Below are 18,054 nucleotides of genomic sequence, written 5' to 3' on the forward strand. Positions count from 1 at the left end.
GGCTGCCTCACTCCACCGAGAAGGCGACCATCGAGAGGTCCGGGGAGATCCCCCGGGCCTCTAGTTCTTTTGTGAGGGCGGCAAAGAAGGCGGTGGCTTCGGTGCCGTTCTGCTCTTTCACCACATCAAGCCGTGCGGGCGTGCCGACGGCGAGCAGGAGCTGCTGGGTCACGACCGGGCCGGCGGTGAGGTTCATCGGGATCGAGAAACTCGCGCCTTGCCGGGTGAATTGCAGGAAGCCGTCCAGCGCCTGCACCGTGCCTTCGTCGTCGATCAGCAGGAAGTGCACCACCTGGCCCGAGACGTTGAGGATGCGCCCCTCCAGGTAGTCGCCCGAGGCGATCACCCGCTCTTCCATGTCGAAATAGAGGTTGAACGCCGGGTAGGCGCTGGCATCGCGGATGAAGGTAAGGGTGGCGCACTGGGCCTCGCTCACCGGTTTGAGAAACGTGTTCGGGATCTCGCCCGTCTCAGCCTCCAGCCCGGCGCGGAAGCCATCGAGCGAGGCGCTGGTCGGGCCGAAGGCATCGAGCGTGAGCTGGGCGGTTTCTTCCCCCAGCGCGGGCAGGGCGGCAAAGCAGGCCCCGCCATCGTAGGTTTTCAGGTAATCGAGGATCGCGGTGTAGCGGGTGCGGTCGGCTTCTGAGATGTCGCTCTCGGGCGCGGGGGCGGCGAGTCCGCCTGTCGTGCCGGGGCCGGGCAGTTCGCTCTCCCGTTCGGGGCGCGGCGCGGCGGCCGCTTCCTCCGGCTCCTCTTCGACCACCGGTGCGGGCGTGGCCACGGGGGCCACGCGCTCGGGCACCATCCCCTCGGGGATCACGGGGCGGGCAGCCACACGCTCCGATGCTCTTGGCACCTCGGGGGCGGGCGGCGTGGCGGCGGCGACTGTATCGGCGATTGGCGCCTCGGAGGGTTCGAGCGACGGCTCGGGCGCAGGCTCCCGCGCGGCGGCGACCTGCACCTCGCCGGTCTCGCGCACCGCCTCCTGCGCCTCCACCTCGGCTTCGCTCCTGAGCCGCTCGCGGCCCTCGTCCTGCCCGGCCACGACCCGGTCCTCCGCCACCCGCGCGGTGGTGGTCTCTGGCACCTCTTCGGGCGGGCGCTCTGCGCTGGCGACCTCGGCCCGGCTTACCTCGTCGGCCACCACGGGGGCGGCGGTGATCCGGGCGGGCGTGGCCTCGCGGGCCTCCCGCACCTCTTCGGCGCGGGCGGGCTGCGCCGCTTCTGCCCGCTCCGCCGGGGCAGCGCCGGACTCTGCGGCCACCTGCGCGCCGGTGATCCGCGTGACCCCCTCGCTCACCGGCTCGGCGGCGGCGGGCGCGGGGGTGTTTGCTTCGGAGGGTGCGGGCGTGGCCTCCACCCGCTCCGCCGGGGCGGCGGTGGCTGCAGGCTCGGCCACCGGCTCGGCGCGCTCGGCCTCCGCAACGGGGGCAGCGGGCTCGGGCGGGGCAGGGGTCTCGGCAGCCGCCACAGCCTCCGCCTCGGCCACCGTGGGTTGGGCCGCCTGCGTGGCCATCTCGATCATCTCCACCGTCACCTCGGTTTCCACCACAGGCTCGTCTTCCAACTCGGGGATCTGCTCCCGCGCCCATGTCAGTGCCGCCAGGTGAGCGGTGACGGCGAGCAGCAGGGCGGCGAGCCAAAGGATGATCTCTGTCTGGGTGCGCGGCTCGATATATTGCACCGGGCCGGAGGTGGCGGCGCTGCTCATTCCTCGCCCCCTGCCTTCAGCGTCACCAGTTTCACCGTGCGGCCCGCGGGCAGCAGCACCTGCATGGTGCGCAGCAGCCTGTCGGCGGGCATGTCGCGCGGGGCGAGGATGTAAACCGCATTGGGCTGGCCTTCGGGCGGCGGGATGCGGAGCGCCTCGACCACATTGGCCTCCGCCATCGCGGCACCGTCGAGCGCCCAGTTGCCTTCACCGTCGATCAGCAGCAGCGGGCGTGGCAGGCGCTCCAGCGGCAGATCGGTGGTTTCCGAGAGGTCCACGGCCAGTTCATCGGTCTCGACGATGGTGCCGACCACGAGGAAGAACAGCACCAGCAGCAGCACGATGTTGACCTGCGCGAGGCCAAAGTCGGGACGGCGGCGGTGGCGTTGGGCGGCGAGCTTGGAGGCGAGCATCAGGCACCTCCCCGCGAGGAGGCATCAAAGCGCGGATGAGCGTGCGCGCCCCTCACAGCCCCGGCTTCCCGATCAGCCGCAGCTTGGCGACCTCGCCCACGCGGATCGCCTCGATCACCGTGGCCACATCCTGCGTGGTGGCGACCGGCGTGGTGAACAGCAGGATCTCCTCCAGTCCCTTGTCCTTCAACGCCGGGATCACCTGCGGCAACGCATCGAGCGGCAGCACGGCGGAACCGGCCCGCAGCTCGCCCCGCCCAATGTGCCAGATCACGATGCTCTGCGCCCCGCCGCCCGCCGCCTCGGGTTCCGCCGAGCTCTGGCCCGTGGGCGCGGCGGGGGTGCCGAGGGTGATCAGCGAATAGGGCGCGAGAGATGTGCTGAGCATGAAGAAGATCAGCAGCTGGAACATCACATCGGCCAGTGGCGTGAGGGCAAAGGGCGCCTTCCGGTCGCCGCGCGGGTCGGGCAGGTACACATCGCCTGGGCGAGTGCCGCTTGTCGGCATCGCCGCGCCGATGACCGTATGCCCGGCCCCGCCCGAGAGCCCGGTAGCATGGGGCATTTGGCCGCCGATTACCGTCTTGCCAGACATCGGCGCGCCCGCCCGATCAGACGATCGTCTTGCCCGGACGGGTCTCCACCCGCCCGTGCAGCACGGTCGATATCAGTCGCTCCAGAGACTCGCGCTCGCGGGCGATGCGGCCTTCGAGCCAGAGCGAGACGAAATAGAAGAAGATCGCGATGGCAAGGCCCACGGCAGTGGTGATCAGCGCGGTCCAGATGCCGCCCGCGAGCACGCTCGGGTCCACCGCGCCCTCGGCCTGGGCGAGCCGCCCGAAGGCCTCGATCATGCCCACCACGGTGCCAAGCAGGCCGAGCATCGGCGCGGCCTGGACCACGGCCTCCAGCGCGTTCATCCGCCGCCCCATCAGAGCCAGCTCGTCAAGCGCGGTCTGGGTGGCCAGCTCGCGGGCGAAGTCACGGTCACCGGGGTTTTGCCGCAGGGCGGAGAGCGCGGCAAAGAGCACGCGCACGGCGGAGGTGTTGCGCTTGTCGGCAATCGCCAGTGCGCCATCACCATCGCCGCGCAGGTATTTCTCCACGATCTGGCCGGGCAGCCTGCGCCGCCCGACGCCGAGGCGCATGAACTGGAAGATCTTGAAGAGCGCGACCGTCAGCGCCAGCAGGGAGGCCCCCGCCAGCACCGCCAGAATCGCCCATGCGTAGCCGCTCAGCCCGGCGGGCAAATAGGCGTCCATCCGTTACTCCCGTTGCCGGGCACCGAGCCTTTGCTCAGAGCCCGAACTGGATTTCTGCGCGCGACGAGGTGGTGAGCCCGGCCATGCAGTCGGGCGCGGCGTCGCCGGTGCCCACGCATTCGCTCACCGAGTTGACCAGCAGGCGCGAGATGTTCGAGCAGGGCATGTCCGCCAGATCGAACTGCACGACCTTGGTCTTGTCGGCCTGAAGCTGGCCGAACTCGAGGATCAGCAGCCGCGAGACAACGCCATCCTGATCGAAGACGGCCACCTCGTAGCTGGCCTTGTCGAGGCCCTCGCCGGTGTTGTTGGTGGCCACATAGGTCAGCCGGCAGCCCTCGCCCACATCACGGGCGGCGTTCAGTTCGAGGCCGAAGTTGCCCGCCTGGGCAAAGGCCGGAATGGCCGTGCCGACGGCCATGGCCGATGCGAGAAGCGTGGTAGAAAGTGTTTTCAGAACAGGCACGTCGCGCCTCCCCCCGTTGCGATGAGTTCTTATGGACAAATTGCTAACACGCGGCCCGCACTGCCGCAAAGCCCCCGCTTTGAAAAATCGCGCGAGGCGGGGCAGATGGCCGGGGAGGGGCCGCAAAACCGGGGGGCGACAAAAGCAAAAGGCCCGGCGGGCGCAAGCACCACCGGGCCTTGAAATTCTACCGGGTCAGTGGATCAGCGGAACTGGCCGACGCTCCACATCGAGCCGGCCTTGATCTTGGAGCCACCGCGCGGGGACTTGGTGCGGGTACGCACGATCACCTGCCGCTCGGTCGTCGGGCGACCGGTCACCGGGAAGGCGGCGCGATCGTCATCTGCAGCCGCAACAACCTCGGGGCGCGAGACGGGCTTCGGCAGGTTGGTTCTGCCACCGTCGTCGTTGCCACCCGTGGAGACACCGGCATTCTCCTGGCCGCGCCCCGGCCCGTCATTGCCGTTGGCGCCACTGTCGATTTCCTGGCTGGCGGTGGCGCTGATGTCTTCGGCGCTCCGCATCTCTTCCAGAGAAGCCGCGCCTTCCTTCGACATCGAGGAGGTCGCGCCGACAAATTCGGCCAGCGCATTCTCGGTCGAGTTGATCTGGTCCAGCTTCACCAGTCCGGGCACCGCGGGTGCGATAAAGTGGAATTTGGCGATCTGCGCGGATGCGGGGGCGGCAAGAGCCAGTGACATGGCGGTCACAGCCACCAACGGCTTTGCGAACTTTGCAGTCATGGTCTCTCTCCAGCGTTGTGTCCACACTACCCTGTAACGCGATTGTTTTCAATGTGCGGCTGAAAGATGGCGATTTCTTGCCCACCGGATCAAAAGCGGTTTAAGTCGCCCCATGGCTTCCCGAGTTTCTTTAAAAAACGCTTGTTTTGCTGGCCTTGCGCTGGTTGCAGGCACCATATCCGCCGCGCCCGCAGAAGCTGAATTTGCCGTCTGCAACCAGAGTTTTGATGTGATTAACGTGGCGATTGCGCAACTGGTTGACGGCCAGTTCAGCACCGAAGGGTGGTGGACGATCGGCACGAACCAGTGCGCGAACGTCATCAAGCAGGAGCTGACCAACCGGTATATCTACGTCTACGCGACCGATGTTTTCGGCCAGCCGATCCTCGATGGCAGCGTTTCCATGTGCATCGGCGCCAAGGCCTTCGAGATCGAAGGGATCGAGAATTGCTGGGAGCGCGGGCACCGCGCGGCGATGTTTCACGAGGTCGACACACAGGCCACGGTGCGCTGGACCCTCTTCATCACACCCCGGGGCGGCGGCTGACGGGGTTGAATCGCGATTGGTTCAATCACATCTAGTTGAAGATAAAGATTTGATCTGCCTAGGGTCGCATTGAAGACCCCTATCGGGTAGAGTGAAGCGCAAGTTTTTTTGACCCAGAGATGATTGGCGGAGACAATGGTGACACTGCCCGACCCCAAGAGCTTTTCCCACAGGATCGCACGTGCAGGCACGGGGCTGCGCTCGGCGTCTGCACTCGTCGGTGGTGCGGCCCGCAGGGCCGGGCTTGGCCGGGCAGCCCGCAGCGCACCTCTGGCGCTGATCTTCGTCACCGCCGCCACTCTCACCGCCGAAGCCAAGCGCGTGGCGCTGGTGGTGGGCAACGCGGCCTATGACAACGTCTATGCCCTGAAGAACGCCACCAATGACGCCAGCGATCTGGCCGCCGCGCTGGAGCGGCTCGATTTCGAGGTCACCCTGCTGACCGATGCCTCCGAGGCCGATTTCTGGTCGCGGCTCGACAGTTTTGCCGACTCCGCCGAGGGCGCGGAGAGCGCGATGTTCTTCTTCTCCGGCCACGCCTTCCAGCTCAGCGGCGCCAACTACCTCGTGCCGACCGATGCCACGCTGGCCTCCAAGGAAGCCATCGAGAACGAGACATGGCGGCTCGACGAGATCGTGAAGCGCCTCGCAGCCAAGAACCGCCAGACGCTGATCTTCCTCGATGCCTGCCGCAACAATCCGCTGCCGGAAAACCTGCGCAGCGGCTCCGATGGTCTGGCCCAGATGGAAAAGGGCTCCGGTACCTTCGTGGCCTTCGCCACCCAGCCCAACAACGTCACCTCAGACGGGGCAGGGGAGAACTCCCCCTTCACCCAGGCGCTGCTGAACCACATCGAAGAGCCGGGCATCTCGGTCTCCGACCTTATGATCCGCGTGCGCAACGACGTGGAGAGTGAGACCTTCGGCCGCCAGACGCCGTGGGATCAGTCCTCGCTGCGCGCCCAGTTCTACTTCAACCCGCAGGTCGAAAAGACCGCCGAGCTGACCGATGCCGACTATGAGCTGATCGCCGCGCTCGATCCTGAAACCCGCAAGCGCCTGCTCGCGGCCCTTGGCAACTCGGGCACGAACATCGTGATCGAAGAGGTCGAGGAAGAGGTCGAAGAGATCGTCGAAGCCGTGGCCATCGTCGACATCGTCGATGTGCCCGATGAGGACACCCCGGTCGAAACCCCGGACAAGGCCAGCGGTGAAACGGTCGTAGCCTCCAACGATGCCGAAACCGCTGCCGGCGGCGAGAGCGCCGTTGTCATCATCGGCGGCGATCAGGCCCCCGAGCGGGTGACCGGAAGCGAAAGCGAGAAGGCCGGCAGCACCACCGGCGCCGAAACCGTGGTGGCTTCCAACGAGGCCGAGCGCGCCGAGGGCACCAATGGCGCCGAGCGCGTGACCGGCACCGAAGTGGCGGGCGCAGAGCGTGTGACCGGCTCCGAGGTGCAAGGCACCGAGGTTGCAGGCGCCGAGCGCGTCACGGGGTCCGAGGTGGAAGGCACCGAAGTGGCAGGCGCCGAGCGTGTCACCGGGACAGAAGTGACCGGCGCCGAAGTAACCGGCACCGAGGTTGCAGGCGCCGTGCCGCCCGATCCCAACGCAAGCCGCACCAAGGTGATCGGCCCCGATGGCGAAGAGCGCGAGGCGGTGATCCTCGCGGGCCTCGCCCCGACCCGGTCGCTGGAGCCCACCACCGCCGAGCCGCGCAGCCGCGTGATCGGTCAGGAGATCGACCGCGACAGTGATGCCGCCCGCGAGGCCGGGGTTGCCCCCGCCGCGCCGGAACTGGCAGGCAAGGAGCTGGCCTCCGCCGTGCAGACAGAGCTGAGCCGTCTCGGCTGCTACCGGATGAACATCGACGGCGACTGGGGCAAGGGCAGCCGCGTCTCGCTCTTCCGCTACTACGCCGCCCGCAAGATCGCCTCCGATCAGCTCGAGCCCTCCAACTCGCTGCTGCGCCGCCTGCAGTCCGATGACGAGGTGGCCTGTAAGGCCGTGCAGCAGGTGGCCTCGAAGAAAGCCTCAAAGGCGATCACCAAGGTCCGCACCGCGGCCGCCACCAAGCGGGCCGCCACGCCGACGAAGGCGGCCGCCAAGAGCACCGGCAAAAAGCGCATTCAGGGCAACACCACCACCGTCCGCACCAAGTCGGGCGGCACCAAAAAGACCGTGACCAAGAAGCTCCGGGCCGGCGTGTTCCGCTAAGGCCCGGCCCTGTAGCCGACCCGGGAGGGCGCCGATGTTCACTGTGATCCGGGTGTGCCTGAGGGCCCTGTCCCGCCGCCGCGCGGGGCTGGCAGTTGCGGCGCTCGCTCTTGGTGTGGCGGGGCCGCTCTGGGCCGAGGGCCGGGTGGCGCTGGTGATCGGCAATGCCGCCTATTCCGACCTTCAGCCGCTGGCCAACCCGGTGAACGATGCGCAAGGCATCGCCTCGGCTCTGGAGCGGCTGGATTTTCAGGTCACCCTCATCACCGACGCCCCGAAAGACCGGCTCGCCCCCGTGCTCGATGCCTTCGTCGCCAGCGCCGAAGATGCCGAGACCGTGCTGTTCTACTACTCCGGTCACGCCTTCCAGCAGGAAGGGCGCAACCTTCTGGTGCCCGCCGACGCCGGGCTGAAATCACCCGAGGCGCTGCGCGGTGAGACATGGGATTTTTCCGAGGATATCGTCGCCCGCCTCGCCGCGCCGGGCCGCCAGTCGCTGTTCTTTCTCGATGCTTGCCGCAACAACCCGCTGCCACTCTCGCTGCGCAGTGAGGCGGGCGAGGGGCTGGCCAAGCCCGATACCGGCACCGGCAGCTTCGTGGCCTTCGCCACCCAGCCTGGCGCCGTCGCCCGTGACGGGATCGGCGCCAACAGCCCCTTCACCCTCGCCATGCTGAAGAACATGGAGACCAAGGGCATCTCGATCTCCGACCTGATGATCGTCGTGCGCGGCGAGGTGATCGAGGCCACCCACGAAACTCAAGTGCCGTGGGACCAATCCAGCCTGCGTGCGCAGTTCTATTTTGCCCCGGTCGAGGAGCAGGGTGCCACGATCACCGAGGCCGACCTCGACGCCATTGGTGGGCTGGACGAGGAGAGCATCCGCAACGTAGTGGGCGCGCTGGCAGACAACGGGGTGACGCTCGAGATCCTCGTGGTCGAGGATGAGCCGGTCGAGGTGGCCGATGCCACGCCCAACCCGATCGTCGCCATCGACGACGTGGAAGAGACCGGAACCGCTGAGGGCGAAGAGGTCGCCATGCTCGACGAGACACGCTCGGTGGGTGAGGAGTCAGAGGAGGGCGAAGCACCGAGCCTCGCCGACAGGGTCGCCGCTGCCGAGGCCGTGGTGGCCGCCGCCGCTGCCCGCAACCCCAGCGACCCTTCTGAAGAGGAGCTGGCCGCCGTCGACCTGCCCGAGAACCTTGCTCTCGGCGTGCAACAGGAACTCACCCGCGTTGGATGCCACCGCGCAGCCAATGATGGCCTTTGGGGCCGGGTCAGCCGCATCTCGCTGCTGCGCTATTACACTGCCAAGGGCAAAGTGAGCGCCGAAGAGGCCAAGGCCGAGCCGACCGAGCTGGCCTTCCGCCGCCTTTCGCTCGAGCCGGGGGTGGTCTGCGAGGGTGTCGTGGCCGCGCCGGTCCGGGTTGCCGCCAAATCCTCCGGCCGCAAGCGCACGGTGATCCAGAAGGCCGCCACCCCCGCGCCCCGCACACAGCCCAAGACCCCGACCCGCACGATCAGCACCCAGCCCACCACCACCGACCGGGGCACCAAGGTGCCCGCCAAGATCAACCGGCTCTCCCGCGGTGCCATCGGCGGCTGATGCGCCCGGCGAGGCGCTTGAACTGGACCCGAAACCTGCCATCCTGACCCCGTGCTGAAAGATCAGATAGACCCGCGCTTCACCCAAGCCGCCAGCGCCGCCAAACGGCGCAAGCGGGCGGCCCGGCGCGGGCGTCTGCTGATCGCGCTGGTCGCCTTCGTGCCTGTGATCCTGCTGGGCCTCGGTGTGTGGTTCACATGGGACAAATGGTCATTCAACACCGGCGGCGGCGAGGTGGCCGAAGAAGACCTCGAAGAGGGCTTCGCCATCTCCTCGGATGAAGACACCGCCGCCGCGTCCTCTGCTTTTGTCGCCGCCTTCGTCGACCTCGCGGGCGACCCGCTGATCATCCGCTTTGCCGAGAACGGCGAAGAAACCAAGCGCAAGCTGGAGGCCCCCGCCACCCTGCGCGGCACCCCCCGCGCCCCGCGCGGCGAGCTGCTGCTGGTGAGCGACGTGATGGTCTCCACCGAGGCCCGCTTCGTCACGACGCTGCCCTCCAGCCAGGAAGACTTCGCCTTCTTCCAACTGCAAAAGAGCGCCCCCCAACAGGCTGAGGCCGCGGATGCGGAAGACGCCCGCGAGGTGGCCGAGGCGCTGGAGGCCGAGGGCGCTGAGGAGGTGGCCGAAGACCTGGGCGAGGCCGCCGAGACCGAGGGCTACGAGGAGGCTGAGCTGGACGACGCCACCGGCGGCTGGGGCGAGGCTGTGGGCGATGAAGAGGAGGGCGTGCCCGGCTTCACCGAGACGGCAATCGAAAACACCACCTCCGTCGTCTACACCCGCCCGCAGGACCTGCGCACCAAGCTCGACCGCGACATCTTCGTGAAAATCCAGCACGACCGCCCGCTCGACGACCTGCTGATCGACAACGGTTTTTTCGAGAACGAGGCCAAAAAGGTTGCCGAGGCGGCGCGCGAGTATTTCGAGATGGAGGGGGTGAAGGCCGGGCAGGTGGTCGCCATGCGCGGCCAGCCCGAACTCGGCGGCTCGCTCTCCTTCCGGCAAATGTCGATCTACGACAACGAGGTCTACTTCGGCACGCTGGCCCTGACCGACGAGGGCGACGTGGGCCCGGGCTCCGACCCTTGGGTGGATGACGAACTCTTCGACTATGCCGGCGAGGACGAGGCCGAGGAGGTGACCGAGCAGCGCTACCGGATGCTCGATGCCTTCTACTCGGCCGCCATCCGCAACGGCATCCCCTCGGTGATCGTGGGCGAGGCCATCGCGCTCTTGAGCAAGGAGCACGACCTCTCGGCCTTCGCCAACCCCGGCGACAAGATGCGCTTTCTCTACGCCCCGCCCGGTGAAGGCGACGAGGGCGGCGATGGCTCCAGCCGCATCCTTTATATCTCGATCCAAGGCGACTCGGTGGATATCGAATGTTTCGTCTACGCCACCAACGCCGAGGGCGACATGGGCTGTTTCGGCCTGAAGCCCAAGGCGGGCGGAGGCGGCGGGCTGGTGAGCGGCATGGTGACCCCAGTGAAGGGCGTGCTGACCTCGCGCTTCGGTCCGCGCCACCACCCTATTTTGAAAACCGTGAGGGTTCACAAGGGCGTCGACTGGGCCGCGCCCACCGGCACGCCGATCTACGCCGCCTTCGACGGCACGGTCAGCTACACCGGCCCCGGCGGCGGCTACGGCAACCTGCTGAAGATCACCCACGCGGGCGGCATGGAAACCCGCTACGCCCACCTCTCAAAGTTCGGCTCCCAGCCGGGCCAGCGGGTGAGCGCGGGCGATGTGGTGGGCTATGTCGGCACCACCGGCCGCTCCACCGGCCCGCATCTGCATTTCGAGCTCTACCTCGGCGGCACCGCGATCGACCCGCTCGGCTCCTCCGTGCCCTCCGGCGGGGGCGGCGTAGGCGGTATGACGGCGGATGGCTCCGGCGCGGTCGAGCAACTGGTGAACCAGATCATCCGGGTGGAATCCGGCGGCAACGCCACGGCGAAGAACCCGCTTTCAACTGCGACTGGCCTCGGCCAGTTCATCGAGAGCACCTGGATCCGGATGATGCGGACTTATCGCCCGGATCTTGCCTCCACCCTCAGCCGCGCCGAACTGCTGGCGCTGCGGAACGATCCCACGATCAGCCGTGAGATGGTGAAACGGCTGGCGATGGAGGGCGAAAGCTACCTGCGCGCGCGCGGCCACGGCATCACTGCGGGCCGGCTCTATCTCTGCCACTTCCTCGGGGCGCAGGGCGCGGCGGTTGTGCTCTCCAATCCCGACGACGCGCTGCTGATCGACGTGCTGGGCGCTGGTGTGATCCGGGCGAACCCCTTCCTCACCGGCAAGACCGTGGGTTACGTGAAATCCTGGGCCGAGAGGAAGATGTCAGGCCGCAAGGGCGCCGTGGTGGTCACCTCCGCCCCGGTCATCCGCGAACCCGGAGGCCTGCCCGACTACCGCAAGGAAATCGGCGCTCTCCTGACCCGCATCTGACCGCTGCCAAATAGCGCGCCCTGCGGGCGCATTCCTTTTATTGTCCGCCCGTGGCTCGGCCTGTACCCATGGGGAACCGGAAGCGCGGGTTGCGCGGGCGGGGTAGGATATTTGCAGCAAGAAAATTCACAGGCGGTGCGGACAGCTTAGCTCAAATTGTCCATTTTCTTGCTCCAAGTATCCCCGCCGGAGGCCTCAAATCTCTTCTGGTGCGCCCTCAAGCGGCGAGACTGGTCTCGGGCAGGGCATCCAGAGCCCGGTCCAGCACCTCGAGCCCCGCATCTTCGCGGTGCGCCTGCTCCGAGAGGATGCGTCGCCACGCGCGGGCGCCGGGGCGGCCTTGGAAAAGGCCGAGCATGTGCCGGGTGATCTGGGCGAGCTTGCCGCCTGCTTCTAGGTGGGCGGCGATGTAGGGGCGCATGGCATCCACCACGTCGCGGCGGGTCTTGCCGCTTGGCGCTTCGCCAAAGACCTGCTGATCGGCAAAGAGCAGCAGGCCGGGGTCGTGATAGGCGGCGCGTCCAATCATCACCCCATCCATGCCGGTGCCGAGATGCTCCTGCGCCTCATCCAGCGAGGTGATGCCGCCGTTAATCGAGACGTGCAGCCCCGGGAAATCCGCGCGCATCTGGTGCACGAGCGGATAATCCAGCGGTGGCACCTCGCGGTTCTCCTTCGGGCTGAGCCCCTGAAGCCAGGCCTTGCGCGCATGGATGGTAACGCGGGTCACGCCAGTGCGCTCGATTATCGCCAGAAAGGCGGGCAGCACCTCTCGCGGCTCCTGCTCATCCACCCCGATACGGCACTTGGCGGTCACCGGCACCGAGACCGCCTCGCGCATCGCGGTGAGGCAGTCTGCCACCAGCCCGGGCGATTTCATCAGCACCGCGCCGAAGCAGCCCGATTTCACCCGGTCGGAGGGGCAGCCGATGTTCAGGTTCACCTCGGCATAGCCCGCCGCCTCGGCCATCCGCGCGGCCTCGGCCAGCTCCTGAGGCTCCGAGCCGCCGAGTTGCACCGCCACCGGGTGTTCGGCCGCGTTGAACTCCAGCAGGTGGGTCGCCCCGCCGCGCACCAGCGCAGGCGCCGTGACCATCTCGGTGTAGAGCAGCGTGCGCGCGGTCAGTTGCCGGTGGAAGAACCGGCAGTGACGATCTGTCCAATCCATCATCGGGGCGACGGACAGGCGGGCAGCTTCAAGGGTGGTTTCGGCAGATGGCGTCATGGCAGGCCGTATCTAGCGCCCTGCGCCCGGCAGCGCCAGTCAGTCGCCGAAGGACACATCCGCCGCGCCGGCATCGGCCGCGCCGCCGCAGGAGATCGCATCGCCCACACGGCCTGCCGGGATGCCGTTGACATACACACTGCCCGATCCGCCCGAGAGCGCGCGCGGGTGCGGCGGGAGCGGGCAGGTGGGGCAGGCGTGGGGCACATAGGCATCGCCCTTGCGCACCACCGCCTTGCCCTCGGCATAGACATTGGGCGAGGCCCCGATCGCAGGGCTGGGCGGAAAGTGGCAGCTGTGGCCCGATCCGATATCGCCGAGCCGTGTGACCTTTGGCATTGCCTGCGCTCCTGTTCGCGGCGTTTCTTCCTTACAATCTGGTCCCTTGCGCGGCCCGATGCAAGAGGCGCCTCAGAGCGCCGCCTGCACCGCGCGGGCAATCACCAGCTCTTCGTTGGTCGGCAGCACCAGCGCCGGCAGACCCGAGGAGATGCGCGTGCCGCCGTCCTCGTTGGCGCGGGCGTCCAGCGTGAAGCCCAGAAAGGCGAGCTGCTCCAGCACCCTGGCGCGGATCGGGGCGGCGTTCTCGCCAATGCCGCCGGTGAACACCAGTGCATCGATCCCGCCCATCGCCGCCGCCATCGCCGCCACCTCCTGCGCCACCCGGTCGACGAAATAGTCCACCGCCTGCGCCGCCTCGGGGGCCTCCGAGCCGAGCAGCGCCCGCATGTCGTTGGTCATGCCCGATAGGCCCTTCAACCCGCTCTCCTTGTAGAGCACTTGGGTGATCTCGGCGGAACTCATGCCCTGATCGTCCAACATCCATAGCAGCACGCCCGGGTCCATCTGGCCGGGGCGGGTGCCCATGCAAAGCCCGGATAGGGCAGAGAACCCCATGGTCGAGGCCACCGAGCGCCCGCCCTCCATCGCGCACAACGAGGCGCCATTGCCGAGGTGGGCCACAACCACGCGGCCCTCGTGCAGCGCCGGCCAGTCCTCCGCCAGCTTGCCCGCGATATAGGCGTAGCTCAGCCCGTGAAACCCGTAGCGCCGCACGCCCATGTCATAAAACCGGCGCGGCAGCCCGTAGGTGTCATTCACCCAGGGGTGGCCCCGGTGAAAGGCGGTGTCGAAACAGGCGACCTGCAGCGTGTCGGGAAAGGCCCGGCGGGCGGCCCGCACGGCAGAGAGGTTGTGCGGCTGGTGCAGCGGGGCCAGCGGCTCCAGCGCGGTGAGGGCAGAAATCGCGGCATCATCCAGCACCAGCGGCGCGCCGTGATCCGGCCCGCCATGCACCACCCGGTGCCCCATGCCCACCACCTCGCGCCCGCCCAGATAGGGGGCGATGGCGGCGAGGATTGCTGTGACCGCCTCCTGGTGATTGGCCGCCGGTATCCGCCGCTCCAACTTGGGCTCACCGGGGATTTCGAGGTCCAGCTCGGTGTCGCCCCCGATCCGCTCGACCTGCCCGCCAGCCTCCTCGGTGAGGCTCTGGGCATCGAACAGCCCGAACTTGATCGAGCTGCTCCCGGCATTCAGCGTGAGGATCGCGCTCATGGTTTGCGGTTCGACTGGTAGAGCGCGGCCACGGCGCAGGAGGCGAGGCGCGCAGCGTCATCATCGGCGCGGGAGGTCAGGATCACCGGCACGGCGGCCCCGATCACGATGCCCCCGGCCTCGGCATGGGCAACGAAGGTCAGCTCCTTGGCCAGCATGTTGCCCGCCTCCATGTTGGGCGCCACCAGAATCTCGGCGCGGCCCGCGACCAACCCCTTGATGCCCTTGGTCTTGGCCGCATCCACATCAATCGCGTTGTCCATCGCCAGTGGGCCATCGACCAGCCCGCCCTTGATCTGGCCCCGGTCGGCCATCTTGCTCAGCACGGCGGCGTCGATGGTGGAGGGGATCTTGGGGTTCACCGTCTCGACGGCGCTGAGGATGCCCACCTTCGGCTCGGCGATCCCCAGCGTATGGGCCAGATCGATCGCGTTCTGCACGATGTCCACCTTGGTTTCCAGGTCTGGCATGATGTTGATCGCCGCATCGGTGATCAGCAGCAGGTGCTCCAGCCCCGGCACATCCATCACGAACACATGAGAAATCTGCCGTCCCGTCCGCAGCCCGCCTTCGCGGGCAAAGACGGCGCCCAAGAGTTGCCCGGTGTGCAAATGCCCCTTCATCACCGCCTGCGCCCGGCCCTCATGCACAAGGGAAACCCCCAGCTTGGCGGCCTTCGCATGGTCCGGCTCGGCGATGATCTCCAGCCCCGAGATATCGCGCCCGATCTCCTCGGCAGCGGCGGCAATCTTCAGCGGATCGCCGATCAGGATGGGGGTGATCAGCGTGTGATCCCAGCCCAGCAGCGCCCCACCGAGCGAATTCGCTTCCTCCGGCGCCACAACGGCAGTCGGGATCGCGGGCAGGGGGCCGGCAAGGTCGATCAGCGCATCGAAATGCTTGTGCCGCCGCACCGTGAGGCCCGGAATGTCATCGGCCTTGAAGCTCTGCGGATGCTCCGGCGCAAACACCGTTGCCTCACCGCGCACGATCACCGCGCCATCGCTCACCCGCGTCACCGTGGTGTGAAACCGCGCCACCCGGTCCGGCTCCTTGGCCGTCAGCACCACCTTGGTCACCACCTCGTCGCCAGCAAAGGCCCGGCCGCAGAACTCCAGATCCTGGCTGCGATAGAGCGTGCCCGGCCCGGGCAGCTGGTTACCGAACACAGCCGAAATCTGCGCCGCCAGCCACATCGAGGGCGTCACCGCCTCGGGCAGCCCGTCGCCATCGCCATCTTCGCGCGGCAGGTGCAGCGGGTTCAGGTTGCCGGAACTGTTGGCGAAGACATAGAGATCATCGGCCAGCACGAGCCGCTTGCGCTCCGCCTCCATGCCCACCTCGAGCTTGTCGTAGGGGGTGTTGGTGAATTCCTGAATCATCAAATGGCTCCTTCGAAATTTCCGGGCAAGACTGGCGCAACCCGGGCCCCTTGGCCAGCCTCCCCGGCCTGCCACGGCGAGGTAACGACGCGTTAACGGGACAAGCGCCAAAACTTTGGGCCGGCAGCCTCGCCACCCGCCCGCCGCACAACCGACAATTCGACTAAAATTGTCCCCACCCCGCCTGCATTATCTTGCTGCAAATATCTCCGGGGGGCGTGGGGGGCTGGCCCCCCACTAAAAACCCCAGTATGGGAGCCAGATTGGACGACGCACAGCGAGGCGCGTTCCCCAATAGCCCAGCCCTAACCGCCCCGGCGCTCCACCCGGCCTGCGCGTCCGCCACGCCGCTTGCGGTGTTGTGCCGCCCGCTCGGGCAGTTCCTCGATCAGCGCGTGGCGCTCCTCGGGGCTCATCCGGCCCCAGGCGGCGATCTCGTCTATTGTGCGCAGGCAGCCGGTGCAGAGCCGGGTCTCGGGGTGGATCACGCAGATCTTGATGCAGGGGCTCTCGATCTCGTCGCGGCGCCATAGCTCGTCCATCAGCCCCTCCCGAGGTAGGCGAGCCGGTCGAGCGCGCCTTGCAGGATGTAGCCCGCGGCCACATGGTCGATCACCTCCGCCCGGCGGGCGCGGGAGGTGTCGGCCTCCAGAAGCGCGCGCTCGGCGGCCACGGTCGAGAGCCGCTCATCCCAAAACCCCATCGGCCCCTCCCAGAGCCGCGAGAGGTTGCGGGCAAAGGCGCGGGTGCTCTGCGCCCGCGGCCCTTCGGTGCCATCCATGTTACGGGGCAGGCCCAGCACGAGACCGCAAATTGAACGTTTGTTCAATATATCCAGAAGCGCCTCGGCATCCTGCGTAAACTTCTTGCGTTTCACCGTTTCCAGCGGCGTGGCGACAGAGCGCAACCCGTCCGACACGGCCACGCCGATGGTCTTGGTGCCAAGGTCCAGCCCGGCCAGCGCTCCCGCGCGGGGCAGGGCACCGGCGAACTCCTCGAAGGCATCAAAGATCACTCGCCGCCTCCCGCCGCCGCTTCGATCAGCGCAATGGCTTCGGGCGAGCCGTCAAACACCTCGCGGGCCTCGGCCACGATTTCCGCCTGCCGCTCCACCTCGCCCAGCACACCGAGCGCACGCACGAGTTGCGCCCATTTCTCTGGCGTGCCGCCGTCGGTCGCCAGCTCTTCTGCCAGCCCGTCGACCATCGACCGGATGAAGGCCTGCCGATCCTCGGGCGACATGTCCTGCGCCGCGGCCATATCCTCGGCGCTCGGGCCGCGCACGCCGCCGCTGGCTGGGGCAGGGGGCGTATAATCCACCCCCGCCGCGCGGGCCGCCGCGGCGATCTGCGTCGGCAGGTCTGCGGCCCAGGGCGCATCGGGCGGCAGCTCGTCCATCACCCGGCGCCACACGTTGAACGCCAGATCAGGCCGCCCGGTCTGCGCCCGCATCAGGCCCCAGTAGTAACGCGCCTCCACGTTCTCGGAGTCGCGCCTGAGCGCCTGTGCCAGCGCCGCCTCCGCCTCGGGAGACACGTAGCCGCCCGCCTCTGTAATCCAGAGTTGCGCCAGCAGCAGATAGTCCTGCGCGCCGGCGTCCTCTCCCTTGATCCGCAGCACGCTTTCCTGCGCCTTGGCAGCGGCGCCGAAGTTGCCCATCGCCGCCTCGTTGCGCACCAGCAGCACATGGCCTTGAAGGTCATCGGGGCGCTCGGCCACGGCGGTGCGCAGCTGCGCCATCAGCCCCTTGAACTCTTCCGAAATGTCCGGGTCCGGCAAATCGGGCAGGTTCTGTTCAAACCGCGCCACGGCATCTGCCTGCCGCATCCGGGTCTGCCGATACTCCTCCGCCGCCGCGATCCGCGCCGCAATCGGCGCATCGCCATAGCCCGGCGCGCCCAGCACCCAGTAGAGACCGCCGGTGCCGGCCAGCACCACGGCGGCCACGATCACCGCCGCACCGAGGCTCAGCTCACGCGGCGCGCGCCCGGTGCCCGAAGCCCCCTGCGCCGCGCGGTCCGCCTCCAGCAGCCGCCGCTTGATCTCCAGCTCCAGCCGCTCGGCCTCGCCCGCATCGATCCGCCCCGCCTCGGCATCCTTCGCCACGGCGGCCAGCTGCTCGCGATACAGCGCGATCCCGGCCACGTCGGCCTCAGCCGCAGCGGCCCGCCCGCGCAGAAGCGCGCGCAGCAGCAGCGCCACGGTCAACACCGCCAGCCCCCCGGCAAAAACCCAGAACCCCATGGTCCCTCCATGCTCGTCAGGCCCTGCCATACCGTCCCCCGCCCGGCCGTTCCACCCCTCCCGGCGTCGCACCCGGTCACAAGGTCGCAGGGCGCGTTCCGGCGGCCTCGTCACAAACCTTTGCCTCGGGTCGCAATCCGCTGGCAGCATGTCGTTTCCCCACATCTTCAAAGCCCCCATGGATTGCATTAAGGCGGGTGTTGGACCACCGCCCGAAAGGCCTG

17 protein-coding genes are annotated in these 18,054 nt (G+C 67.9%); 4 read left to right on the plus strand and 13 right to left on the minus strand.

The window, feature by feature from the left end; genetic code table 11:
• Nucleotides 1-7 precede the first annotated feature (7 nt).
• The 6 genes from KUV38_RS03740 to KUV38_RS03765 all read right to left on the minus strand — a co-directional run bounded on the left by KUV38_RS03740 (nt 8) and on the right by KUV38_RS03765 (nt 4,595).
• Nucleotides 8-1,711 (minus strand): hypothetical protein, encoded by a 1,704-nt coding sequence (locus KUV38_RS03740; RefSeq protein WP_222468761.1) that lies wholly within the window; start codon nt 1,709-1,711, stop codon nt 8-10.
• Nucleotides 1,708-2,124 carry a biopolymer transporter ExbD gene (locus tag KUV38_RS03745; RefSeq protein ID WP_222468762.1) on the minus strand — a complete coding sequence of 139 codons (417 nt, stop codon included), beginning with the start codon at nt 2,122-2,124 and terminating at the stop codon, nt 1,708-1,710. Before KUV38_RS03745 ends, KUV38_RS03740 begins: the two co-directional genes overlap by 4 nt.
• Before the next feature lie 52 nt (nt 2,125-2,176).
• A complete protein-coding gene (locus KUV38_RS03750; RefSeq protein WP_222468763.1) occupies nt 2,177-2,719 on the minus strand; it encodes an ExbD/TolR family protein in 543 nt (180 codons plus the stop codon).
• Between the two features lie 16 nt (nt 2,720-2,735).
• Complete coding sequence (locus KUV38_RS03755; protein WP_222468764.1) at nt 2,736-3,386, minus strand: MotA/TolQ/ExbB proton channel family protein; 651 nt, start codon at nt 3,384-3,386, stop codon at nt 2,736-2,738.
• Nucleotides 3,387-3,420: 34 nt separating this feature from the next.
• Nucleotides 3,421-3,852 carry a hypothetical protein gene (locus tag KUV38_RS03760; RefSeq protein ID WP_315898502.1) on the minus strand — a complete coding sequence of 144 codons (432 nt, stop codon included), beginning with the start codon at nt 3,850-3,852 and terminating at the stop codon, nt 3,421-3,423.
• A gap of 203 nt (nt 3,853-4,055) precedes the next feature.
• Nucleotides 4,056-4,595 (minus strand): hypothetical protein, encoded by a 540-nt coding sequence (locus KUV38_RS03765; protein WP_222468765.1) that lies wholly within the window; start codon nt 4,593-4,595, stop codon nt 4,056-4,058.
• Nucleotides 4,596-4,707: 112 nt separating this feature from the next.
• On the opposite strand from KUV38_RS03765, the gene KUV38_RS03770 reads away from it, so the two are divergent.
• From KUV38_RS03770 to KUV38_RS03785, 4 genes are all read left to right on the plus strand, one after another.
• The gene (locus KUV38_RS03770) at nt 4,708-5,142 is read left to right on the plus strand and encodes a DUF1036 domain-containing protein (protein WP_222468766.1); all 435 of its coding nucleotides are present in this window, start codon (nt 4,708-4,710) and stop codon (nt 5,140-5,142) included.
• Between the two features lie 138 nt (nt 5,143-5,280).
• A complete protein-coding gene (locus KUV38_RS03775; RefSeq protein ID WP_222468767.1) occupies nt 5,281-7,359 on the plus strand; it encodes a caspase family protein in 2,079 nt (692 codons plus the stop codon).
• A gap of 34 nt (nt 7,360-7,393) precedes the next feature.
• The gene (locus KUV38_RS03780; RefSeq protein WP_222468768.1) at nt 7,394-8,968 is read left to right on the plus strand and encodes a caspase domain-containing protein; all 1,575 of its coding nucleotides are present in this window, start codon (nt 7,394-7,396) and stop codon (nt 8,966-8,968) included.
• Nucleotides 8,969-9,019: 51 nt separating this feature from the next.
• Complete coding sequence (locus tag KUV38_RS03785) at nt 9,020-11,422, plus strand: peptidoglycan DD-metalloendopeptidase family protein (RefSeq protein ID WP_222468769.1); 2,403 nt, start codon at nt 9,020-9,022, stop codon at nt 11,420-11,422.
• Between the two features lie 217 nt (nt 11,423-11,639).
• Here the strand turns inward: KUV38_RS03785 and dusA are convergent, their stop codons facing one another.
• The 7 genes from dusA to ccmI form a co-directional block, all read right to left on the minus strand.
• Nucleotides 11,640-12,647, minus strand: coding sequence for a tRNA dihydrouridine(20/20a) synthase DusA (dusA, locus tag KUV38_RS03790; protein ID WP_222468770.1), 1,008 nt, complete (start codon nt 12,645-12,647; stop codon nt 11,640-11,642).
• A gap of 39 nt (nt 12,648-12,686) precedes the next feature.
• Nucleotides 12,687-12,986, minus strand: a complete 300-nt coding sequence (locus tag KUV38_RS03795; protein WP_222468771.1) for a PAAR domain-containing protein — start codon at nt 12,984-12,986, stop codon at nt 12,687-12,689.
• Between the two features lie 72 nt (nt 12,987-13,058).
• The gene (locus tag KUV38_RS03800) at nt 13,059-14,204 is read right to left on the minus strand and encodes an acetate/propionate family kinase (protein WP_222468772.1); all 1,146 of its coding nucleotides are present in this window, start codon (nt 14,202-14,204) and stop codon (nt 13,059-13,061) included.
• Nucleotides 14,201-15,586, minus strand: coding sequence for a bifunctional enoyl-CoA hydratase/phosphate acetyltransferase (locus tag KUV38_RS03805; RefSeq protein WP_222468773.1), 1,386 nt, complete (start codon nt 15,584-15,586; stop codon nt 14,201-14,203). Before KUV38_RS03805 ends, KUV38_RS03800 begins: the two co-directional genes overlap by 4 nt.
• Nucleotides 15,587-15,891: 305 nt before the next feature.
• A complete protein-coding gene (locus KUV38_RS03810; RefSeq protein WP_410000859.1) occupies nt 15,892-16,128 on the minus strand; it encodes a DUF1289 domain-containing protein in 237 nt (78 codons plus the stop codon).
• On the minus strand, nt 16,128-16,601 hold the full coding sequence (gene ruvX / locus KUV38_RS03815; protein ID WP_222468774.1) for a Holliday junction resolvase RuvX: 474 nt from the start codon (nt 16,599-16,601) through the stop codon (nt 16,128-16,130). Before ruvX ends, KUV38_RS03810 begins: the two co-directional genes overlap by 1 nt.
• Nucleotides 16,598-17,830, minus strand: a complete 1,233-nt coding sequence (gene ccmI / locus KUV38_RS03820; protein WP_222468775.1) for a c-type cytochrome biogenesis protein CcmI — start codon at nt 17,828-17,830, stop codon at nt 16,598-16,600. The genes ruvX and ccmI overlap by 4 nt, the downstream gene beginning before the upstream one ends.
• Between the last annotated feature and the right edge of the window lie 224 nt (nt 17,831-18,054).

Source organism: Vannielia litorea, from assembly GCF_019801175.1.
GTDB lineage: Bacteria > Pseudomonadota > Alphaproteobacteria > Rhodobacterales > Rhodobacteraceae > Vannielia > Vannielia litorea_B.